Raw genomic sequence first — 17,235 nt, forward strand, 5'->3', positions numbered from 1 at the left:
GCTAACCGCCTTTCATGCCGCCTGTTGACATCCGCCTCTGCTACAGCTGCCGCATGTCGGCGAGCTCATTGACAAAAGACGCCACAAGGGGGCGCATCCGTTCAAACTCGATCAAGAAGGCGTCGTGTCCATGAGGGCTTTTCAGTTCCCAGTAGCGGGCGTCACAACCGGCCTTTTTCATGATCTCGGCCATCTCGATCATATAGACAGGCGGGTAGAGCCAATCGGAATCGACGCCGATGAAAAGTGTCCGGGCGGTGATGGAGGCGAGTGCCTTCTCGTAGCCGCCGCGGCCACGGCCCACATCAAGTAAGTCCATGGCCTTGCAGAGGTAAATATAGGTGTTGGCGTCGAAACGTCGGACCAATTTGTCGCCCTGGTAGTGCAGGTAGCTCTCGATCTCGAAGCGGTTGTTAAAATCAAAGTATGCCTTCGGCTGGTTGTTCGTCATCCGCCGGCCGAACCGGGCGGTGAAGAGTTCGTCGCTGCGGTAGGTGACCATGCCGAGCATCCGGGCGATGGCGAGGCCCTGGGCCGGCCCTTTTCCGGGCGCGTAGTCGCCACCGTTCCAGGCGGGATCGAGCATGATCGTCTGGCGCATGATCTCGTTGAAGGCGATGCCCATGGCCGTCATGCGGCCGGCTGTGGCGATGGGCAGCAGGCCGTCCATCATGTCCGGATAGGTGACGCCCCATTCCAGGACCTGCATGCCACCCATGGAGCCGCCAGCCACGAGCAGCAACCGCTCGATGCCTAGGTGATCGATGAGCGCCTTCTGCACACGCACCATGTCTCGGATGGTGTAGACGGGAAAGTTCATCCCATAGGGACGTCCCGTTGCCGGATTGATGCTGGCCGGGCCCGTCGTTCCTCGGCAGCCACCGAGCACGTTAGAACAGATGATGAAAAAGCGGTTCGTGTCAAAGGGCTTGCCCGGTCCGATCAGGTCATCCCACCAGCCCGGCGTTTTTTCAGACGGGTGGTTCTTGCCGGCAGCATGATGATCCCCCGTTAATGCATGGGCGATCAGGATGGCGTTGGAGCGTTCCCTGTTCAAGACGCCATAAGTCTCATAGACCACCGTGATGGGGCCGAGCCGGCTGCCTGATTCCAGCACAAAGGCGTCAGACCCCTCGGCGAAGGTAAATGTTTGGGGTTGGACGATCCCTTCGCGACTTTCCATCGTTCCCCAGTTGGCAACGGCCCCAGTGCTCATTCGGATCCCGCCTTCTTACGCCCGGCCTTCGGCGGCCCGCAGCGCCTGAGCAAGGTCTTCTATCAAGTCGTCCGGATCTTCCAGACCGATGGAGAGGCGCACCAGATCGGGGCTGACGCCGGCGGCGCGCAAAGCCTCCTCGGAGAGCTGGCTGTGGGTTGTCGACGCCGGATGGATGACGAGAGACTTGGCGTCGCCTACGTTGGCCAGGTGGGAGAAGATCTGCAGGCTGTCGATGAAACGGCGGCCCGCTTCCACGCCGCCTTTGATGCCGAAGGTGAGGATGGCGCCGGCGCCCTTGGGCAAGTACTTTTTCGCCAGATCGCAGGAGGCGTGGTCGCTGCACTCGGGATAGGAAACCCAGCTGACCAGCGGGTGGTTCCGCAGGAAGTCGACGACGCGGCGGGTGTTGCTCACATGGCGCTCCATCCGCAGGGAGAGAGTCTCCACACCGAGGAGCAGCAGAAAGGCGTTGAAGGGGCTGATGCAGTTACCCATGTCACGCAGGAGTTGCACCCTGGCCTTGACGACGAAGGCTGCCGGACCGATGTCCTTGGCGTAGACGATGCCGTGGTAGCTCGGGTCGGGGTTGATGAACCCGGGAAACTTGTCGTTCTGGGTCCAGTCGAACTTGCCCGAATCGACGATGACACCGCCGATGGCGATACCGTGACCGCCGATGAATTTGGTGGCCGAGTAGACGACGATGTCGGCGCCGAAGTCGATAGGCCGGCAGAGAGCGGGCGTGCCGAAAGTGTTGTCGACGATGAGAGGGATGCCGGCTTCATGAGCCACGGCGGCGACAGCCTCGATGTCGAGCACGTCACACTTGGGGTTGCCGATAGTCTCGCCGTAGATGGCCTTCGTCTTTTCGTTGATGGCGGCTCGGAAATTGTCAGGGTTCGAGGGATCGACAAAGCGGATCTTGACGCCGAGGCGAGGCAGCGTGTGGGTGAAAAGATTGTAGGTGCCGCCGTAGAGGCTGGTGGCAGCGACGATCTCATCACCGGCAGCGCATATGTTCAGGATGGATAGGGTGATAGCCGACTGACCCGAGGAGAGGGCGAGCGCGCCGACACCGCCGTCGAGGGCAGCGAGCCGTTTTTCCAACACGTCCGTCGTCGGGTTGTCGATGCGCGTGTAGATGTGGCCGGGCTCTTTCAAGGCAAAGAGGTTAGCGGCATGGTCCACATCGCGAAACACATAGGAAGTAGTCTGATAAATCGGAACTGCCCGGGAAAGGGTGTCCTGGTCGGGCACATGGCCTTCGTGCAGGGCGATCGTGTCAAAGCGCCATTTTTTCTCTGTCATGGCTGTGCTCCCTTCTCGTCTTTCATCAATCATAAACGCCCTTCAAGGAGGATACGGGCGGGATGCGAAAACCCCCTGCGCAGACGCAGGGGGTATACTTCTATCCGCCTCATCTGCCAGGACGAACTGCGTCCTGAAGGAATTGGCACCATGTCGCATCGATTCCCACTATCTGCGACGGGTTGCCGGGTTTCATCGGGCCCTTTCCCTCCACCTCTCTGGATGAGTGTCTTCAATTTTCGGCCTACCCTGAATAGGTAAGCGCTTGAAGATTATTGTACCCGTGGCGACAGTCGCCGTCAATTGAAAAATGAAAGGTAACAGAAATTTTACTGACCTGTACTGCCGTGGAAGCTTCTCCCGTCCCGTTTCAATTTTTCTTCCCCTCTGAATAGAGGGAATGGCTCGTTCCCGTGGAATAAATCATCGCTGTCGGTTCGACATTACAGGCGAACGACGGGCGGACCACTTGTCGAACTTCAGCTCGACGTGAAAAAGAAGGAGGCTCTCTGTTGCGTGCTCGCTGGTTGAAACCGCTTTTTCTGTGCCTGCTGGTCTTCACCTTGGCGCTGACGGGCTGCTCCAAACCGTCGCCTAGTGCAAAAATTCCCGGTTCGGGCGAAGCGCCGTCCACAGCGACGACACAGGCCACCTCTGTCCAAGAGGTATTGCGCGTCCATTTCATCGATGTGGGTCAAGCGGACTCCATCCTGATCCAATCCCCCGCCGGACGTTTTGTCCTTGTCGACGGAGGCAATATCGATGACGGCCAACAGGTCGTCGATTACCTGAAGCGCCAGGGGGTCAAAGAACTGGCCGCGATCGTGGCCACGCACCCCCATGAGGATCACATTGGAGGACTTGATAAAGTCCTCAGAAGCTTCCCCGTCGGCCAGGTATACATGCCCAAGGCGACGACAACCACAAAAACCTTTGCCTATTTTTTAAACGCCGTAAAGTCGAGCGGCGCCAAACGGGTGGAAGCGAAAGGCGGCGTAAAGTTGGATGTGCCCGATATGGACGGCACCTTTCTGGCGCCGAACGGAACGGATTATGAAGAGATGAACGATTACAGCGCCGTCCTTAAGGTCACCTACGGCAAGATTTCCTTCCTGCTGATGGGCGACGCCGAGGCAAAATCGGAAGCAGAAATGCTGGCCCGGGGATATGATCTGAAAGCCGATGTGCTGAAGGTAGGGCATCACGGCAGCAGCAGTTCCACCACAAGCCCCTTCCTGAAGGCGGTATCGCCCAGATATGCCTTCATTCCGGTGGGCGATGGCAACGACTACGGCCATCCCCACAAGAAAACCCTCGACAAACTGGCCAAAGCCGGCGTCGAGGTCTTCCGGGCAGATAAAAACGGCACGGTTGTGGCCACTTGTGACGGAAACAAGGTCAGCTTTGAACCGGAAAAACGGTAAAAAGCCCCAATGACAGAATGAACATGAGCAAAAATAAAGCAGAGCAGCAGCACCTGTCCGCTTCACCAGCGGGCAAGGAAACTTATGAGTCGGGATGAAGGCCCGGCTCTTTTTTGTTTTCCTCTCTCTATTCGTTTTGGAACTTGCTCTTCTATTTTCAGGGAAAGGCGAATAAATAGGTATAGCTGGTTGATTTTTCCATTTTTTATCTCTCTCGGTACCCATTATTGGCGGAGGTGGTTCTTTGAAACGTTCGGTCCGGTCCTGTCTGTTGGTCTTTGCCCTCGTTCAGGTCTTCGCCTGCAGTGAGGCGGAAGCGCTGCCCTCGCACAAAGCGCCCCCGTCGATGCCACCACCGGCGGCGCTGGCTGCCCTTTTACCTGGCGCGACGACTGCCTCTTCGCCTTCCGGCTTGACACCGGCTATCCCGACTTCGACCGGGGCAACCCCACCGGGGAAAACCTCGTCGACGGCTGCCTCTTTTGCCGCGGGATCGACAACGCCAGCAGCATCAACACCCTCCAAGGTCACTTTGCCCACACCTACGGCTACGTCGCCAGGCACCGTTGAGCCGGCTGCTCCCGCTGTCCCCACTAACCCTGTTCCCTTGGTTGAACCGGTCCCGGCTCATCCCGCTACCTCTAATCCCCCGGCGGCGAACCCTGTTGCTCCTCTTTTAACGGGCGGAACCATCACCCTGTACATCGGAGAAGAGACGTTTGTTTTCCTCCCGAATAAAAAAATTGGCGCCGTAGATGGCAGCAACTGGACGTACATACCCTCGAAGGATCCCAAAGAGGCACGCCTTGCCGCCGTACGCTTTGCCGATTCGCTCCCCAGTCATATCCGGCTCCGCGAGGGCGCTGTCGACATGATCACCGATGCCCTGACCGCGGCAATAGACACCGAAGTGGCCGTCCCCTCCTGGCGCCTCGCCTCCGATGTCCTGCTTTCCATGGCCCAAGTCAGCGCAGCCGGCGGGAAAAACGCCTCCGTGGCGCTCGACCACATTGACGGGCTGGTGCTACAACCGCATGAAGTCTTTTCCTTCAATAAGGCAGTCGGTCCCCGTAATGCGCACAACGGATTCGGACCCGGCAAGGTCCTCGTCGGCAATCGATACATCACCGAAATGGGCGGTGGCATCTGTTTCTCTTCCACCATCGTCCACCAGGCAGTCGTCCATGCCGATGAACAAAGCGGTCTGAAAGTCATCGAACGCCACCGGCACAGCCGCCCGGCGCCTTACGTGGAGGCGGGCGGCGACGCCACCGTCTATTACGGTGTTATGGACTACAAGTTCCGCAACGGCGCCTACATGATCGCCATTGAAAAACAGAAGACAGACGACGGAATGGGCCTCCGCTTCTGGCGAGCGGTCAACTGATCGATAGTCGGGACATCCGCTTCCGATGAAAAGTCCATTTAAAAACTATATTCATCCGAACCGTTCGGACTGACTGCACGACCGCTGGGTTCTACCGGAATCCAGCGGTTTTTGCTCTCGCCATCATGACGGTGTTACCCGTCGTTCCGATCGCGAAGCAAGGTCCTCTTGCGGAGGGTGGCGCACTCGCATCCCGGATGCCCATCGCCCTGTTTCTCCGGCAAGGACTCGAGTGCCATGAGCAAACGACGCCCAGCAGGCTCCGACTCCTCGTAAAAGATGTCCTTCAGTTCCTGGTGGGACCAGTCGGTGATCACCCCTTCAGCGTAGTTGACCACCAGTTCGAGACGGGCATAGCAGGCGCCGATCTCTCGGGCGAGATAGACCTCCGGCGCCACGCTCTGACCGATCACATCGCCGCCGGCCATACGGAAAAAACGCACCTCGGCCGGGCTCTCGAAATGGCGGCCGTCGGTGACTACGTAATTAGAACGGTCAAAGACGCGCCCTTTGCCGGGCAGCGCCTCAGAAGCGTCGATGAAAGCGCGGCGCAAAAGGGGGCAGAAAGGTTGGCGCATGATGCAGAGGGTCGGCGTCCCCAGATCGACATCCTTGCGCATGGAAAAGTCGATGTAATCGTGAGGGATGACGAGGTCGCGCGGGCGCAGCAGTTCATTGATCGCCCCGACGCCGCCCTCGGAAAGGATCTGTTTGACGCCGGCCTGCTGGAAGACCCAGAAGATCTGCCGCGAGGCGTCGGCCCGCTTCACCCCCGGCCGCCATCCGTGCATGACACAGGTGAGGGCGCGCCGCCCCTTTAACTCAAAGTAGACAAAGGCGGGGCTAGGGCCGAAGGGCGTCTCCCACCCCGGGTATGTCTCCAGCACCGTCAGGCCCGGCACATTGAGAGCCTCAGGAAAGCGCAGCGAATTAGTGCTTGATCCGCCGATGATCGCAAAAGGAGCGGCGGGGATAGACGCGGAAGAAAGCATGGCCATAACCTCCATCGGCATCTGAGATTTCTCGTTCATCTCTCTGTCATGTCCCATCTGTGTCTCGTTCGCTAGACTTTCGTCTTGATGAAAGTTTCACCGGGAGACCGTCGAACTATGGGGCGGCAAGGCAAGAGCCGGGCAAAAGCCCGGCTTGCGCTGTTTTCCCGAAACCATGTCCTTATCCAGAAACCCATTATGGGTAAGACATTCCCCTTTCACTGCATCTTCAATCACCGAAAGAGATCCCTACAGACTTGGCTGCCTGAACGATTTGACCGTCCGGGTTCACCTGCTTGGCCGTGCCGACGGCCTCTTCCAAGGGCACCGGCAGGATCTTCGGTGTCCGCAAGGCCACCATCTTGCCGAACTGTCCGCTCATGATGGCATCGACGGCAGCCGAACCGTAACGAGTGCTGAGGATGCGGTCCTCCGCCGTCGGTGAGCCACCCCGTTGGACGTGGCCGAGGACGGTGACGCGCGTCTCCATCCCGGTGCACATCTCCAATTTCTGAGCCACCACATGGCCGACGCCGCCAAGACGGACGGGGTCGTGGCTCTGGGCCACCAACTTCTGGACGACCAACTCGCCGCCGATCTCCTTAGCCCCCTCGGCGATGACGACGATGGAGAATTTGCGTCCTCGCTCAGCCCGGGCGCGGATATGGTCACAGACCTTGCCCAGGTCAAAGGGGATTTCGGGAATCAGGATCACATCGGCCCCACCGGCCAGCCCCGAGTAGAGGGCGATCCAGCCGGCGTAACGACCCATAACCTCCAGGATCATGATCCGGTGGTGGGACTCAGCGGTGGTATGGAGCTTGTCGATAGCCTCGGTGGCCGTGGTGACGGCCGAATCAAAGCCGAAAGTGACATCGGTGGCCGAGAGGTCATTGTCGATCGTCTTGGGAACACCGACGACGGGGATGCCTTTTTTGTGAAATTCAAGGGCGATGGACAGGCTGCCGTCGCCGCCGATGATGACCAATGCGTCGATGCCCCGCTTTTTCATATTGACGATACACTGCTCCGAGCGGTCCTCAAAGGTCAGTTGTCCATCCTTTTCGACAGCATAGCGAAAGGGGTTATCCCGGTTGGTCGTGCCGAGGATAGTGCCGCCCCGGTGCAGGATGCCGGAGACGCTCGACTCGGTGAGCGGCTCCATCACGTCATTGACGAGTCCGTAAAAACCGTCGATGATGCCGACAACCTCCAGGTCGTAGCGCCGAATGGCCGTTTTGACCACGGCGCGGATGACGGCGTTCAGCCCTGGACAATCGCCGCCGCCGGTCAACACCCCGATGCGCTTGATCTGGCCTTGCATCCACATACCCCTTTCTTCATTCCGGGTTCCCCGAATCACCGGGAAGTCGCTGTGCCGTACCGAATCCACTTTGCTGCACCCGAACCGATTCTGAGTCAAAGCCCTGCTGTTTTTTTCGATCCAATCATGCCCTGGGCCGACCATACCCGATTGGGCGCCCTTTACACCAGTCCCGCAAACCCGTTTTGGCGCAATCCCTCAAAAACGACGACAGCGACCGCGTTAGACAGGTTCAGCGATCGGGCATCCGCCACCAGCGGGATGCGGGCCACTCGTTCCGGCCATTCGCTCAAGATCTCTTCGGACAACCCCTTCGTCTCTTTGCCGAAGACGAAGAAATCGCCAGGCCGATAGGCGAACTCATGGTAGGCCTTTTTCCCTTTGGTGCTCAACAAGAGGAGGTTGGCCTGCCCGTGCTTTTCGAGAAAGGCCGCCCAGTTATCATGAACATGGACCTTGACCAGGTGCCAATAGTCCAGTCCGGCCCGTTTGAGTTGCTTGTCGTCGATGGAAAAGCCGAGCGGTTTGATCAGGTGCAGTTCGCAGCCGGTTCCGGCGCAGAGCCGGGCCACATTGCCTGTGTTCGGGGGGATCTCCGGTTCTACCAGCACGATGTGAAACAATGTTGTCGACACTCCATCTGCTTTGATGAATTGGCAAAAAGCAGCCCAATGGCACGAGGTAACAGTTCTCCCCGTTTTGTGAAAAATCCTTCCCGCCGATCGGCCTGACGGGGTTCCTGTACCCCTTTCTGTGTTGTTCATGTATAGTGGATACACGCCCGCAGCGCCTTGTCCATCAAGCCTTTCCAATGCTATACTTTCCTACTGTAACGGACACTGCGACAACAGCGTCGTCATCCATATTTCCTATTATCGCGTCGCTTGCAGACCCAGAGAAGCAGTGACTGAGCACTATGGAGGAGGGAAATCTGTGGGCAAAAACCTTGTGCAAAAAATCCTCGCCGCCCATCTGATCGAAGGGGAACTCGTCCCCGGCAAAGAGATCGCCATCCGCATCGACCAGACACTGACACAGGACGCCACCGGCACCATGGCCTATCTGCAATTCGAAGCCATGGGCGTTCCCCGCGTCAAGACCGAACTCTCCGTCTCCTACGTCGACCATAACACCTTGCAGAGCGGCTTCGAAAACGCCGACGACCACCGCTTCCTGCAGACGGTGGCGGCCAAGCACGGCATCCGCTTCTCCCGCCCCGGCAACGGCATCTGCCACCAGGTCCACTTAGAACGCTTTGGCGTGCCCGGCAAAACGCTGCTCGGCTCCGACTCGCACACCCCCACCGGCGGCGGCATCGGCATGATCGCCATCGGCGCCGGCGGACTTGACGTGGCCGTAGCCATGGCCGGCGGCCCCTTCTACCTAACCTGCCCGAGAGTGGTCGGCATCAACCTGGTGGGCAGGCTCTCCCCTTGGGTCTCGGCCAAGGATGTCATCCTGGAAGTCCTGCGCCGGCTCTCCGTCAAGGGTGGCGTCGGGCGGATCATCGAATACTGCGGCCCCGGCGTAGCCACCCTCTCCGTTCCTGAGCGGGCCACCATCACCAACATGGGCGCCGAACTGGGTGCTACCACCTCTATCTTCCCCTCTGATGAAGTGACGAAAGCCTTCCTGAAGGCGCAAGGCCGCGAGGATGCCTGGGTCGAACTCGGTCCCGATGCCGACGCGACCTATGAAGAGACCTTGACCATCGACCTGTCTGCCCTCGAACCGGCTGTCGCCTGCCCCCATATGCCCGACCTTGTCAAAACGGTCCGCGAAGTCGGTCCCATCAAGGTGGACCAGGTCCTGATCGGCTCCTGCACCAACTCTTCCTACACCGACCTGATGCGCGTCGCCAGCATCTTGAAGGGCAAAACAGTCCACCCGACGGTCAGCCTCGGCATCGCACCCGGCAGCCGCCAAGTCTTCGAGATGCTCGCCCGCAACGGCGCGCTGGGCGATCTGATCGCTGCCGGCGCCCGCATCCTTGAATCAGCCTGTGGTCCCTGTATCGGCATGGGCCAGTCGCCTAACTCGGGCGGTGTCTCTGTGCGAACCTTCAACCGAAACTTTGAAGGCCGCAGCGGCACCAAGGACGCATCCATCTACCTTTCCAGCCCTGAAGTAGCCGCCGCCACCGCCTTAACGGGCGTCCTCTCCGACCCACGCGATCTGGGCGAAGCCATCGATGTGCCGATGCCGGAACGATTCATCATCGATGACCGCATGATCCTTGAGCCAGCCGCCGACCCCTCCACCGTAGAAGTCCTGCGCGGTCCGAACATCAAGCCCCTCCCGATCAACCGGCCCCTGCCCGATACCCTCCGGGCCGGCGTCATCCTCAAGGTGGGCGACAACATCACCACCGACCATATCATGCCGGCTGGCGCGAAGATCCTGCCCTTGCGCTCCAACATCCCGGCCATCAGCCAGTACGTCTTCGCCGGCGTCGACGCTACCTTCGCCGAGCGAGCCAAAGCGGCCGGTCAGGGCTTTATCGTCGGCGGCCAGAACTACGGCCAAGGCTCCTCGCGGGAGCATGCCGCCCTGGCACCCATGTACCTGGGCATCAAGGCCGTCATCACCCAGTCCTTCGCCCGCATCCACCGGGCCAACCTGATCAACTTCGGCATCCTGCCTCTCACCTTCGCTGATGAGGGCGACATCGCCAAGGTCAACCGGGGCGATGTCCTCGAAATCGCCGACGTGGCCGCCAAACTGGGCACCTGCGAAACGCTGGAGGTTCGCAATGTGACCACCGGGGAGACCTTCCTCGTTCGCCCTGACCTGACGCCGCGTCAGGTGGCGATCATCAAGGCAGGCGGGCTCTTGAACTATACGAAGGAACAGGCCTAGGCAAACACACCATAGATTACAGGTCCCTTGGATGAAGATCCAAGGGACCTGTGTTTTTCCCGCACTCCTCAGCAAAGGCGGCGGTCACGGCCTGGAGCGCCTGGAACAAGGCCGGGTGAGGTGGATATCGGAGGTATTTACTCAAAAGACCTCTGTATCGACGGCGACGACATCTACCTCGCCCGACCCCTCGATCTGGCGGACCGCCGCGTCGAGAACCTGGCGGATATGGGTGCGGTCATTGCTGACGACAGCCAATCCGATGACCGACGCCTGCCAGAGGTCGTGTTGGTCCACTTCGGCAACAGAGATGTTGAACTTCCCCCGCAGCCGCTCGACAATGCTCTTCAGCACCCGGCGCTTTCCCTTCAAAGAGTCGACGCCATGGATACGTAGGCTCACTTCACTGTAGCCGACAGACACCTTCGCCTCCCCCTGCCCTTCCACGATTCAGTCGTCAAGAAGCGCCAGCAGGAAATGAAAACACGGGCAGAACCCGCATCTCAGCACGTCCGCCCGCTGGTTTCGTTACTCTCTGACGTTCATGATCATTTCCAGATACTTGCCGGACTGGCGAACCTTCTCGATCAGTTCTTCCGTGATGACGTCGCCCTTTTCGGCGACCGTCTCACCTAGGTTGTTGGTGAGCGTCTTGGTGAGCACCTTGCCCACATAGTACTTATGCTGCATTTGGCCGAACAAGGGGCCCCGTTCCTGACCGTCACCGCCTTCCGGCTTTGCCTCAGCATCTTCACTCTTCTCCAGCGACGGGAAGATGAAGGGTTCCGCTTCGTTAGGCTTGTCCTCCTGTTGCGAGCGAGGCGAACCCGGATCGATATCCTCAACGGGCAGTGAATTGACAGAGAGGTCTTCGAGCACCGGCAGGACCGACGCCTTTTCCACCGATGGCTCCTTGATAGGGTGAATCGTTGGAGGGACTTCTGTCGGCCTCGCTGCGCTGGATGAGGTCATTGTTGCAGCCGAAGGGACCGGCGCCGCTGATGCCGGGACCTGAGCCGCTGATGCCGGGACCTGAGCCGCTGATGCCGGGACCTGAGCCGCTGATGCCGGGACCTGAGCCGCTGAAGCTGGCACAGAAGCGGGGGCAGCAAGCGGGGGTTTCGGCGCGTCAATGACGGCAACGGAGCGAACGGTCGCCACAGCATTGGCGGCAATAGAACCGTCGTATTCTTCCAAGCTGGCTTCGTCCAGATCTTCTGCGACGATCAACACATCCCGACCGAAAGTGACGACGCTCTCCGCCGGGATGATGCGGGCCCCCAGCGTTTCCCGGGAGGGCAGGAGCAGGCAACCAGCGATCTTGCCGGAGGCCACATCAACGAAGTACTCGCTGACAAGGCCGATCAGTCGTCCCCCTTTGGTCAACACCTTCGTCCCTTTGACCTTGACCTGACGCTGAATCAGCCCCAGCACATCAGGCAAATCGATCAGGCGCTGCAGCGCCTCTTCGCTCTCAATGGTAACGGCATACTCGCCAACCCCTTGGAGCCGCTCGAAGGGAATTACCTGCGCCCCGAGATACCAAGTCTCGTTTTCCACCATCAGGTATTCGACGGCGCCTTGGTCAGGATTGATGATCAGGTCGCGGACCAAACCGAGTTCTCGACCATCGCTGATGCTGATGATGGCCAACCCGACAATGTTCTGGCTCTTGGTCACACAGCCGTCCTCCTTGTCACATTTCTATCCGCCGCCGTTCGCGGCGCGCGATAGGCTTTCAGGTAGTTTTCAATCTCCGCCAGGATAGGGGCGGGCAGATCTCCCCGGTACTTTCCCCAGTACCGGGTGATCTGATGGTAGGCTTCGTCATGTTTGTCCATCAGTTCATATATGGCGCATATTTCGAGGACGATGAACATCTCGTCCTCCATGCTGATCCCAAATCGCGTTGCCTCTCGGAAGCTCTCCAGAGCACCCCATAAATCGCCGCGAGCCTTATGCCGAAAGGCATCGTCCAGCAAACGGCTGAGTTCGGGAGCCGGCTGACCTTTAGGTGACGAGACTGCGGCACAAGCCGCCCGTTCTGTCAAAGGAGGGCTTTCTGCCGATGAATCGAATGGATCTTCTTCCGGCGAGTTCACATCAATTTCTTCAAGAGCCCTTTCCAGTTTCTCTTCCGTCGAAGTCAACTTCGATCCTTCGATTACACCCAAAACGGGCTCGGTATCGTTATCAAGAATACAAGCCTCCGTCTCATCGGTTTCTTTTTCCTCGCCCATGTCTTTTATATTCCTTGCTTCCTTTTTCAGATCTGCAGCGGTCTGCGAATCTACTTGTTCTTCAAGTTCTACAGAAACCGTCAGCGTGATCGCTTCAGCCTCCCGTTCCTCAGAAGAAAGCATCTCGACTGCTTCTATCTCAGGAACTTCAAGGGGAAGCGCCTCTGCCTCTTTTTCTTTACCGAATGTCATTGCGACCACTTCCTCATCTCCATCTGCCGGAGATGCCAGTGCAGGCACTTCCGCCTCCCCTTCTGCCGGAGGGCTTACCGGTTCATGATTCTGCTCCTGGACATAGGTGCGGGCCAAACCTACGGAAGCGATCAAAAGCCCACCCCCGATCAAAAAAAGGTAGGGGTTGGGGAGCAAGGTGATCTGGGGAAAGCTGAGGGCGATCAACCACATGAGGGCACATCCGGCCACCATCAAAGGCAGCTGGCCAAAGGGTGTCTTTTGCAGAAGGAACCACCAGAGCCCCAGCAGTAATGCGTTTACGATCAGGACAAAGCCGATTATCGCCAGCATCGTCAGGTTCTTCACCTCGCGGGCACTTCAAGTGACATATCTTGATGCTTCATTTCGACATAGGTAAGCTTTATCCTTCCGTATCGCGCGAATCTCTGTATAACTCTGTCAAAACAGTTCTAAATCGATCGAATCAGTCGTCAAAGAAATCGGTCAAGCTGCCAATACCGCCTGATGATTCCCGTTTCCCGGCATGGGCCAAGATCCGGCCTGCCAGGTTGGCGAGGGTGAGTGTCTGGATCCACACGCGGCCGGGGCCGGTCAGGCTGGTCAAAAAAAGTCCTTCTCCGCCGAAAATGGCGTTTTTCATGCCTTTGACCATCTGAATGTCCATCGAAACTGTGGATTCGATCATCGCCACATGCCCCGTATCAACCATCAGCCGCTCGCCAGGGGCCAACTTTTTTTCGATGACTTCGCCGTCAATCTCAACAAAAGCCATACCCCGACCGGAGAGCTTTTGCATGATGAAGCCCTCGCCGCCGAAAAAACCGGCGCCAAGTTTGCGCTGGAAGAAGATGCTCATCTCCACCGACTCCTGCGCACACAAAAAGGAGTCGCGCTGGCAGATCAGTTCGTAGCCGCGCTCGACTTCAACGGGCAACACCTTCCCGGGCGCGGAGGGGGTGAAGCCGATATTAGCCGGACCCCCCACCGCTTCAAAGAAGGTGTAGGTCAGCGATTCCCCGGAAAGGGCGCGACCGAGGGACTTCAACAAGCCGCCTTTGAAGTTTGTGTCCATGCGAACATTGGACGACATCCATGTCATAGCGCCCGATTCTGTGTAAATGCGCTCCCCCGGTTCCAAGTCGATATTCAAAGCCTGCATGGTCGTTCCCAAGACCTGATAACGCATGGCCATCCTCCTCCTGGAAATCAATCTCAAGCTCAAGTATAGCTTCCATCGAGCATATGGACAAGGTTCGGCTTATCGCGACTACAGCTCCGGATTCACCTTGCGTCGCGCCCGACCATAGAGTTGCATGTACTCATCAGCTGATCTCCGCCAGGAGTGGTCAAGCCGCATCACCTTGGCAATGAGCTGTTGCCAACGATCCTTCTGACGATACAGATGAAGACCCCTGCGGATGGCTTCGAGGAAACGATCGGGCTGATAAGCCTCAAAGACTACCCCGTTTCCATTGGGGAAGCGCACATCCGTAACCGTGTCGGCCAACCCCCCTGTCGAGCGGACGATGGGAATCGCGCCGTAACGGAAGGCGATCAGTTGGCCCAGACCGCAAGGTTCAAAACGCGACGGCATCAGGAAAAAATCGCTGCCGCCATAGACGCGCTGGGCCAGCGGCGTATCAAAGCCGATAAAGAGGCCTACCTTCTCCGGAAAATGCTGCTTCAACCGCCGAAAAAGACCTTCATAGCGAGGATCTCCCTGCCCCACCACGACCAGTTGGAGATCCTCCCGGAACAAGGCCTCCTCGATCCCCTCGAAGAGGTCGATCCCCTTTTGATCGACGAGACGGTGGACCAGACCCAACAGCGGCGCCTCCGACACAGGCAAGCCGAACTGACGCTGCAGTTCCGCTTTGTTCCGCTTTTTGCCTTCTATGTTGTCTGCTGAATAGTGATGGGGGATGTGGGGATCTGTCGCCGGATCATAGACCTCCACGTCAATGCCGTTGACGATCCCGAAGAGATCAGAGTGGCGGAGCCGCAGCAACCCATCGAGACCCCAGCCGTATTCGCTCGTCTGGATCTCCTCGGCATAGGTGCGGCTGACTGTGTTGATCAGATCGGCGAAGACCAGCCCCGCCTTCATGAAGTTCACTTGACCATAGAACTCCAGGGCATCAGGGCGGAAGAGGTCCTGACGCAACCCGATGAACTGGAGAATGTCCCGCCCGAAATGGCCTTGGTATTCCAGATTATGCACTGTCAGCACACTGGCGATCCGGCGATAGGCCGGATGATGGCGGTATTCCTCTTTGAGCAGCGCGATGGCAGGGCCGCACTGCCAGTCGTTGAAGTGCAGGATATCAGGGATAAAATCGATCGGTTCAAGCATCTCCAGAAGGGCGCGCGAAAAGAAACCCCACCGTTCACCGTCATCGCTGTAGCCGTAAATGTTTTCACGGCCAAAATACTGGTAGTTGTCAATAAAATACACCGGGACGGACTTTCCCCCGGGCAGCGCCTCGATCCGGCCTTCGCGGATCACCGCCGTCTCCTTGCGGGCGTCCACTTCCACCATGTAATCGGTCACATAGGCGCCACGGGGGATCTGCCCATGGCGGGGCATGGCCACACGGACGTCGACGCCTGAGGAGGCAAGGGCTCGCGGCAACGAACCGGCCACATCAGCCAGGCCTCCGGCCTTGGCAAAGGGGACAACCTCTGCCGATACGAAGAGAACCTTCAACGGTTGTTCCGTCACGATCTATTTCCCTTCCTCTCGTTCCCACCGGCCCTTTACAAACCAAAGCTTCCTTGCCGGCTTGGCAGTTCCGGTCGGTGGTATGTATATATACCGGCGGTTTTGAGAATTGGACAGTGCGCTACTTCACCTGGAGCAGCATGGCCACCTCGTCACAATTGGGGAATTTGGGACAATCGATGCATTCCTTCCAAACCTTATGGGGCAGTAGTTCCTTTGGCACCACAGAAAATCCGCACTTGGAGAAAAAGCCCTCCTGATAGGTGAGGGCGAAAACACGGTCTATCCCGAGGTCTTTGGCCTCTTTGATCAGCATGTCCACGATGGCCCTGCCGATTCCCTTTCCGCGAGCGTCCTTAATGATAGCGAGGGCGCGGATTTCCGCCAGATCCTCCCATAAGATATGCAGCGATCCGGTGCCTACAATCCTCCCCGCTTCTTCGGCGACGGTGATGTCCCGCAACCCCTCGTAGAGCAGGCTCCGCGACCGGGCCAGCATGAGCCCTTCTGCGGCGCTCTCGCTGATCAGGGCATGGATGTCCTCCACATCATTCATCTTGGCTTTGCGCAAAATCATGTTTCTTCCATCCCTTACGTCATAGTCTATTGTTTCAGCGCCGAGCGCATCCAGGCAATCTCCCGGCGGTAGTCAGCGATCTCCCCGGGCGTCTCCAGGTTGAGGGGCAGACCGACCAGCGCAGGGTGATTCAACAGCGCCGCCAAGGCATCGCTGCCGATGAGGCCCTGGCCGAGCAGAGCGTGGCGATCCTTATGAGAACCGAGCGGTTGCTGGCTGTCGTTGATGTGCATCGCCTTCAACCGTTCAAGCCCGATGATCCGATCGAAGGCATCGAGAACAGCGGCAAAATCGCTTTTCACATCGTATCCGGCGCCAAACAGATGGCAGGAATCCAGATTCACCCCGACGACCTCCGGGACTTGCAGGCCGTCGATGATGGCTCGCAGCTCCTCAAAGCGTCCGCCCACCTCAGTGCCTGCACCGCTCATCCCTTCCAACAGCACCATAACGCCCTGGTCAGGCCGGAGAATCTCATTCAAGGCCTGGGTGATCCGTTCGATCCCGGCCTCAATCCCCTGGCCTACATGGCTGCCGGGGTGGACAACCATGTAGGGGACCTGCGCCGTAGCCATCCGGACGATGTCAGCGGCCAGCGTCATCTTGGCGAAGGCCCAGGTTTCCTCTTTCGGGGCCGCCAAGTTGATCGTGTAGGGCGCGTGGGCCACCAGGGGGCCGAATCCGTGTTCTTCGCGCAACCATATGGAACGGGCGATGTCATCGGGATCAAGCGCTTTGGCTGCCCCGCCGCGGGGATTGCGCGTAAAAAACTGGAACGTCGTCGCTCCGATGGAAAGGGCCTCTCGGACGGCCGACTCAAAGCCTTTTGAAATGGATAGATGCGCTCCCAAATACAACAGGTCATCCTTCTTTCTTCCGGCGTATTTCAAGGATGGGTGTAGCTCGACTTGTGAAGACTTTTTTGAAAAACTCTTTGGACAAAGGAGCCCTTCTTTCCTGCCCGATCAGAAATTTTAAGACACCCAAC

At 58.4% G+C, this 17,235-nt stretch carries 15 protein-coding genes and 1 riboswitch; of the genes, 3 read left to right on the plus strand and 12 right to left on the minus strand.

What is annotated here, in order from left to right:
- Window positions 1-40 precede the first annotated feature (40 nt).
- Window positions 41-1,216, minus strand: a complete 1,176-nt coding sequence (gene metX / locus HM1_RS00420) for a homoserine O-acetyltransferase MetX (RefSeq protein WP_012281269.1) — start codon at window positions 1,214-1,216, stop codon at window positions 41-43.
- A gap of 15 nt (window positions 1,217-1,231) precedes the next feature.
- On the minus strand, window positions 1,232-2,527 hold the full coding sequence (locus HM1_RS00425; RefSeq protein ID WP_012281270.1) for a homocysteine synthase: 1,296 nt from the start codon (window positions 2,525-2,527) through the stop codon (window positions 1,232-1,234).
- A 106-nt stretch (window positions 2,528-2,633) separates the two neighbouring features.
- Window positions 2,634-2,756: riboswitch (SAM riboswitch) on the minus strand.
- 298 nt (window positions 2,757-3,054) lie between these two features.
- Here HM1_RS00425 and HM1_RS00430 point away from each other — a divergent pair.
- Both HM1_RS00430 and HM1_RS14955 read left to right on the plus strand, forming a co-directional pair.
- Entirely contained in the window at window positions 3,055-3,951 is an 897-nt protein-coding gene (locus HM1_RS00430; protein WP_012281271.1) for an MBL fold metallo-hydrolase, read from the plus strand.
- Between the two features lie 244 nt (window positions 3,952-4,195).
- Window positions 4,196-5,338, plus strand: a complete 1,143-nt coding sequence (locus HM1_RS14955) for a VanW family protein (RefSeq protein ID WP_083764950.1) — start codon at window positions 4,196-4,198, stop codon at window positions 5,336-5,338.
- 134 nt (window positions 5,339-5,472) lie between these two features.
- On the opposite strand, the gene HM1_RS00445 is transcribed toward HM1_RS14955, so the two are convergent.
- From HM1_RS00445 to trmL, 3 genes are all read right to left on the minus strand, one after another.
- Window positions 5,473-6,351 (minus strand): MTAP family purine nucleoside phosphorylase, encoded by an 879-nt coding sequence (locus tag HM1_RS00445; RefSeq protein ID WP_236995027.1) that lies wholly within the window; start codon window positions 6,349-6,351, stop codon window positions 5,473-5,475.
- Between the two features lie 208 nt (window positions 6,352-6,559).
- Entirely contained in the window at window positions 6,560-7,660 is a 1,101-nt protein-coding gene (locus HM1_RS00450) for a 6-phosphofructokinase (RefSeq protein ID WP_012281277.1), read from the minus strand.
- Between the two features lie 155 nt (window positions 7,661-7,815).
- The gene (gene trmL, locus HM1_RS00455; RefSeq protein WP_012281278.1) at window positions 7,816-8,277 is read right to left on the minus strand and encodes a tRNA (uridine(34)/cytosine(34)/5-carboxymethylaminomethyluridine(34)-2'-O)-methyltransferase TrmL; all 462 of its coding nucleotides are present in this window, start codon (window positions 8,275-8,277) and stop codon (window positions 7,816-7,818) included.
- A gap of 310 nt (window positions 8,278-8,587) precedes the next feature.
- On the opposite strand from trmL, the gene HM1_RS00460 reads away from it, so the two are divergent.
- On the plus strand, window positions 8,588-10,513 hold the full coding sequence (locus tag HM1_RS00460) for an aconitate hydratase (RefSeq protein ID WP_012281279.1): 1,926 nt from the start codon (window positions 8,588-8,590) through the stop codon (window positions 10,511-10,513).
- 141 nt (window positions 10,514-10,654) lie between these two features.
- On the opposite strand, the gene HM1_RS00465 is transcribed toward HM1_RS00460, so the two are convergent.
- The 7 genes from HM1_RS00465 to HM1_RS00495 all read right to left on the minus strand — a co-directional run bounded on the left by HM1_RS00465 (window position 10,655) and on the right by HM1_RS00495 (window position 17,104).
- The gene (locus tag HM1_RS00465) at window positions 10,655-10,936 is read right to left on the minus strand and encodes a DUF503 domain-containing protein (RefSeq protein ID WP_012281280.1); all 282 of its coding nucleotides are present in this window, start codon (window positions 10,934-10,936) and stop codon (window positions 10,655-10,657) included.
- A 105-nt stretch (window positions 10,937-11,041) separates the two neighbouring features.
- On the minus strand, window positions 11,042-12,193 hold the full coding sequence (locus HM1_RS14220) for a PRC-barrel domain-containing protein (RefSeq protein WP_012281281.1): 1,152 nt from the start codon (window positions 12,191-12,193) through the stop codon (window positions 11,042-11,044).
- Window positions 12,190-13,293, minus strand: a complete 1,104-nt coding sequence (locus HM1_RS00475) for a hypothetical protein (protein WP_012281282.1) — start codon at window positions 13,291-13,293, stop codon at window positions 12,190-12,192. The genes HM1_RS14220 and HM1_RS00475 overlap by 4 nt, the downstream gene beginning before the upstream one ends.
- A 118-nt stretch (window positions 13,294-13,411) precedes the next feature.
- The gene (locus HM1_RS00480; RefSeq protein WP_012281283.1) at window positions 13,412-14,134 is read right to left on the minus strand and encodes a TIGR00266 family protein; all 723 of its coding nucleotides are present in this window, start codon (window positions 14,132-14,134) and stop codon (window positions 13,412-13,414) included.
- An 81-nt stretch (window positions 14,135-14,215) separates the two neighbouring features.
- The gene (locus HM1_RS00485; RefSeq protein ID WP_012281284.1) at window positions 14,216-15,670 is read right to left on the minus strand and encodes a glycogen synthase; all 1,455 of its coding nucleotides are present in this window, start codon (window positions 15,668-15,670) and stop codon (window positions 14,216-14,218) included.
- 121 nt (window positions 15,671-15,791) lie between these two features.
- A complete protein-coding gene (locus HM1_RS00490; RefSeq protein ID WP_012281285.1) occupies window positions 15,792-16,247 on the minus strand; it encodes an N-acetyltransferase in 456 nt (151 codons plus the stop codon).
- A 26-nt stretch (window positions 16,248-16,273) separates the two neighbouring features.
- Complete coding sequence (locus HM1_RS00495; protein WP_012281286.1) at window positions 16,274-17,104, minus strand: deoxyribonuclease IV; 831 nt, start codon at window positions 17,102-17,104, stop codon at window positions 16,274-16,276.
- Window positions 17,105-17,235: the final 131 nt, after the last annotated feature.

It is taken from the genome of Heliomicrobium modesticaldum Ice1, assembly GCF_000019165.1.
Classification (GTDB): domain Bacteria; phylum Bacillota; class Desulfitobacteriia; order Heliobacteriales; family Heliobacteriaceae; genus Heliomicrobium; species Heliomicrobium modesticaldum.

What these genes read in the sequence shown, in the direction of transcription:
- HM1_RS00445 (WP_236995027.1), bottom strand. Translation starts at nt 6,351, where the DNA reads ATGCCGATGGAGGTTATGGCCATGCTTTCTTCCGCGTCTATCCCCGCC.
- HM1_RS00480 (WP_012281283.1), bottom strand. Translation starts at nt 14,134, where the DNA reads ATGCGTTATCAGGTCTTGGGAACGACCATGCAGGCTTTGAATATCGAC.
- HM1_RS00425 (WP_012281270.1), bottom strand. Translation starts at nt 2,527, where the DNA reads ATGACAGAGAAAAAATGGCGCTTTGACACGATCGCCCTGCACGAAGGC.
- HM1_RS00490 (WP_012281285.1), bottom strand. Translation starts at nt 16,247, where the DNA reads ATGATTTTGCGCAAAGCCAAGATGAATGATGTGGAGGACATCCATGCC.
- HM1_RS00450 (WP_012281277.1), bottom strand. Translation starts at nt 7,660, where the DNA reads ATGTGGATGCAAGGCCAGATCAAGCGCATCGGGGTGTTGACCGGCGGC.
- metX (WP_012281269.1), bottom strand. Translation starts at nt 1,216, where the DNA reads ATGAGCACTGGGGCCGTTGCCAACTGGGGAACGATGGAAAGTCGCGAA.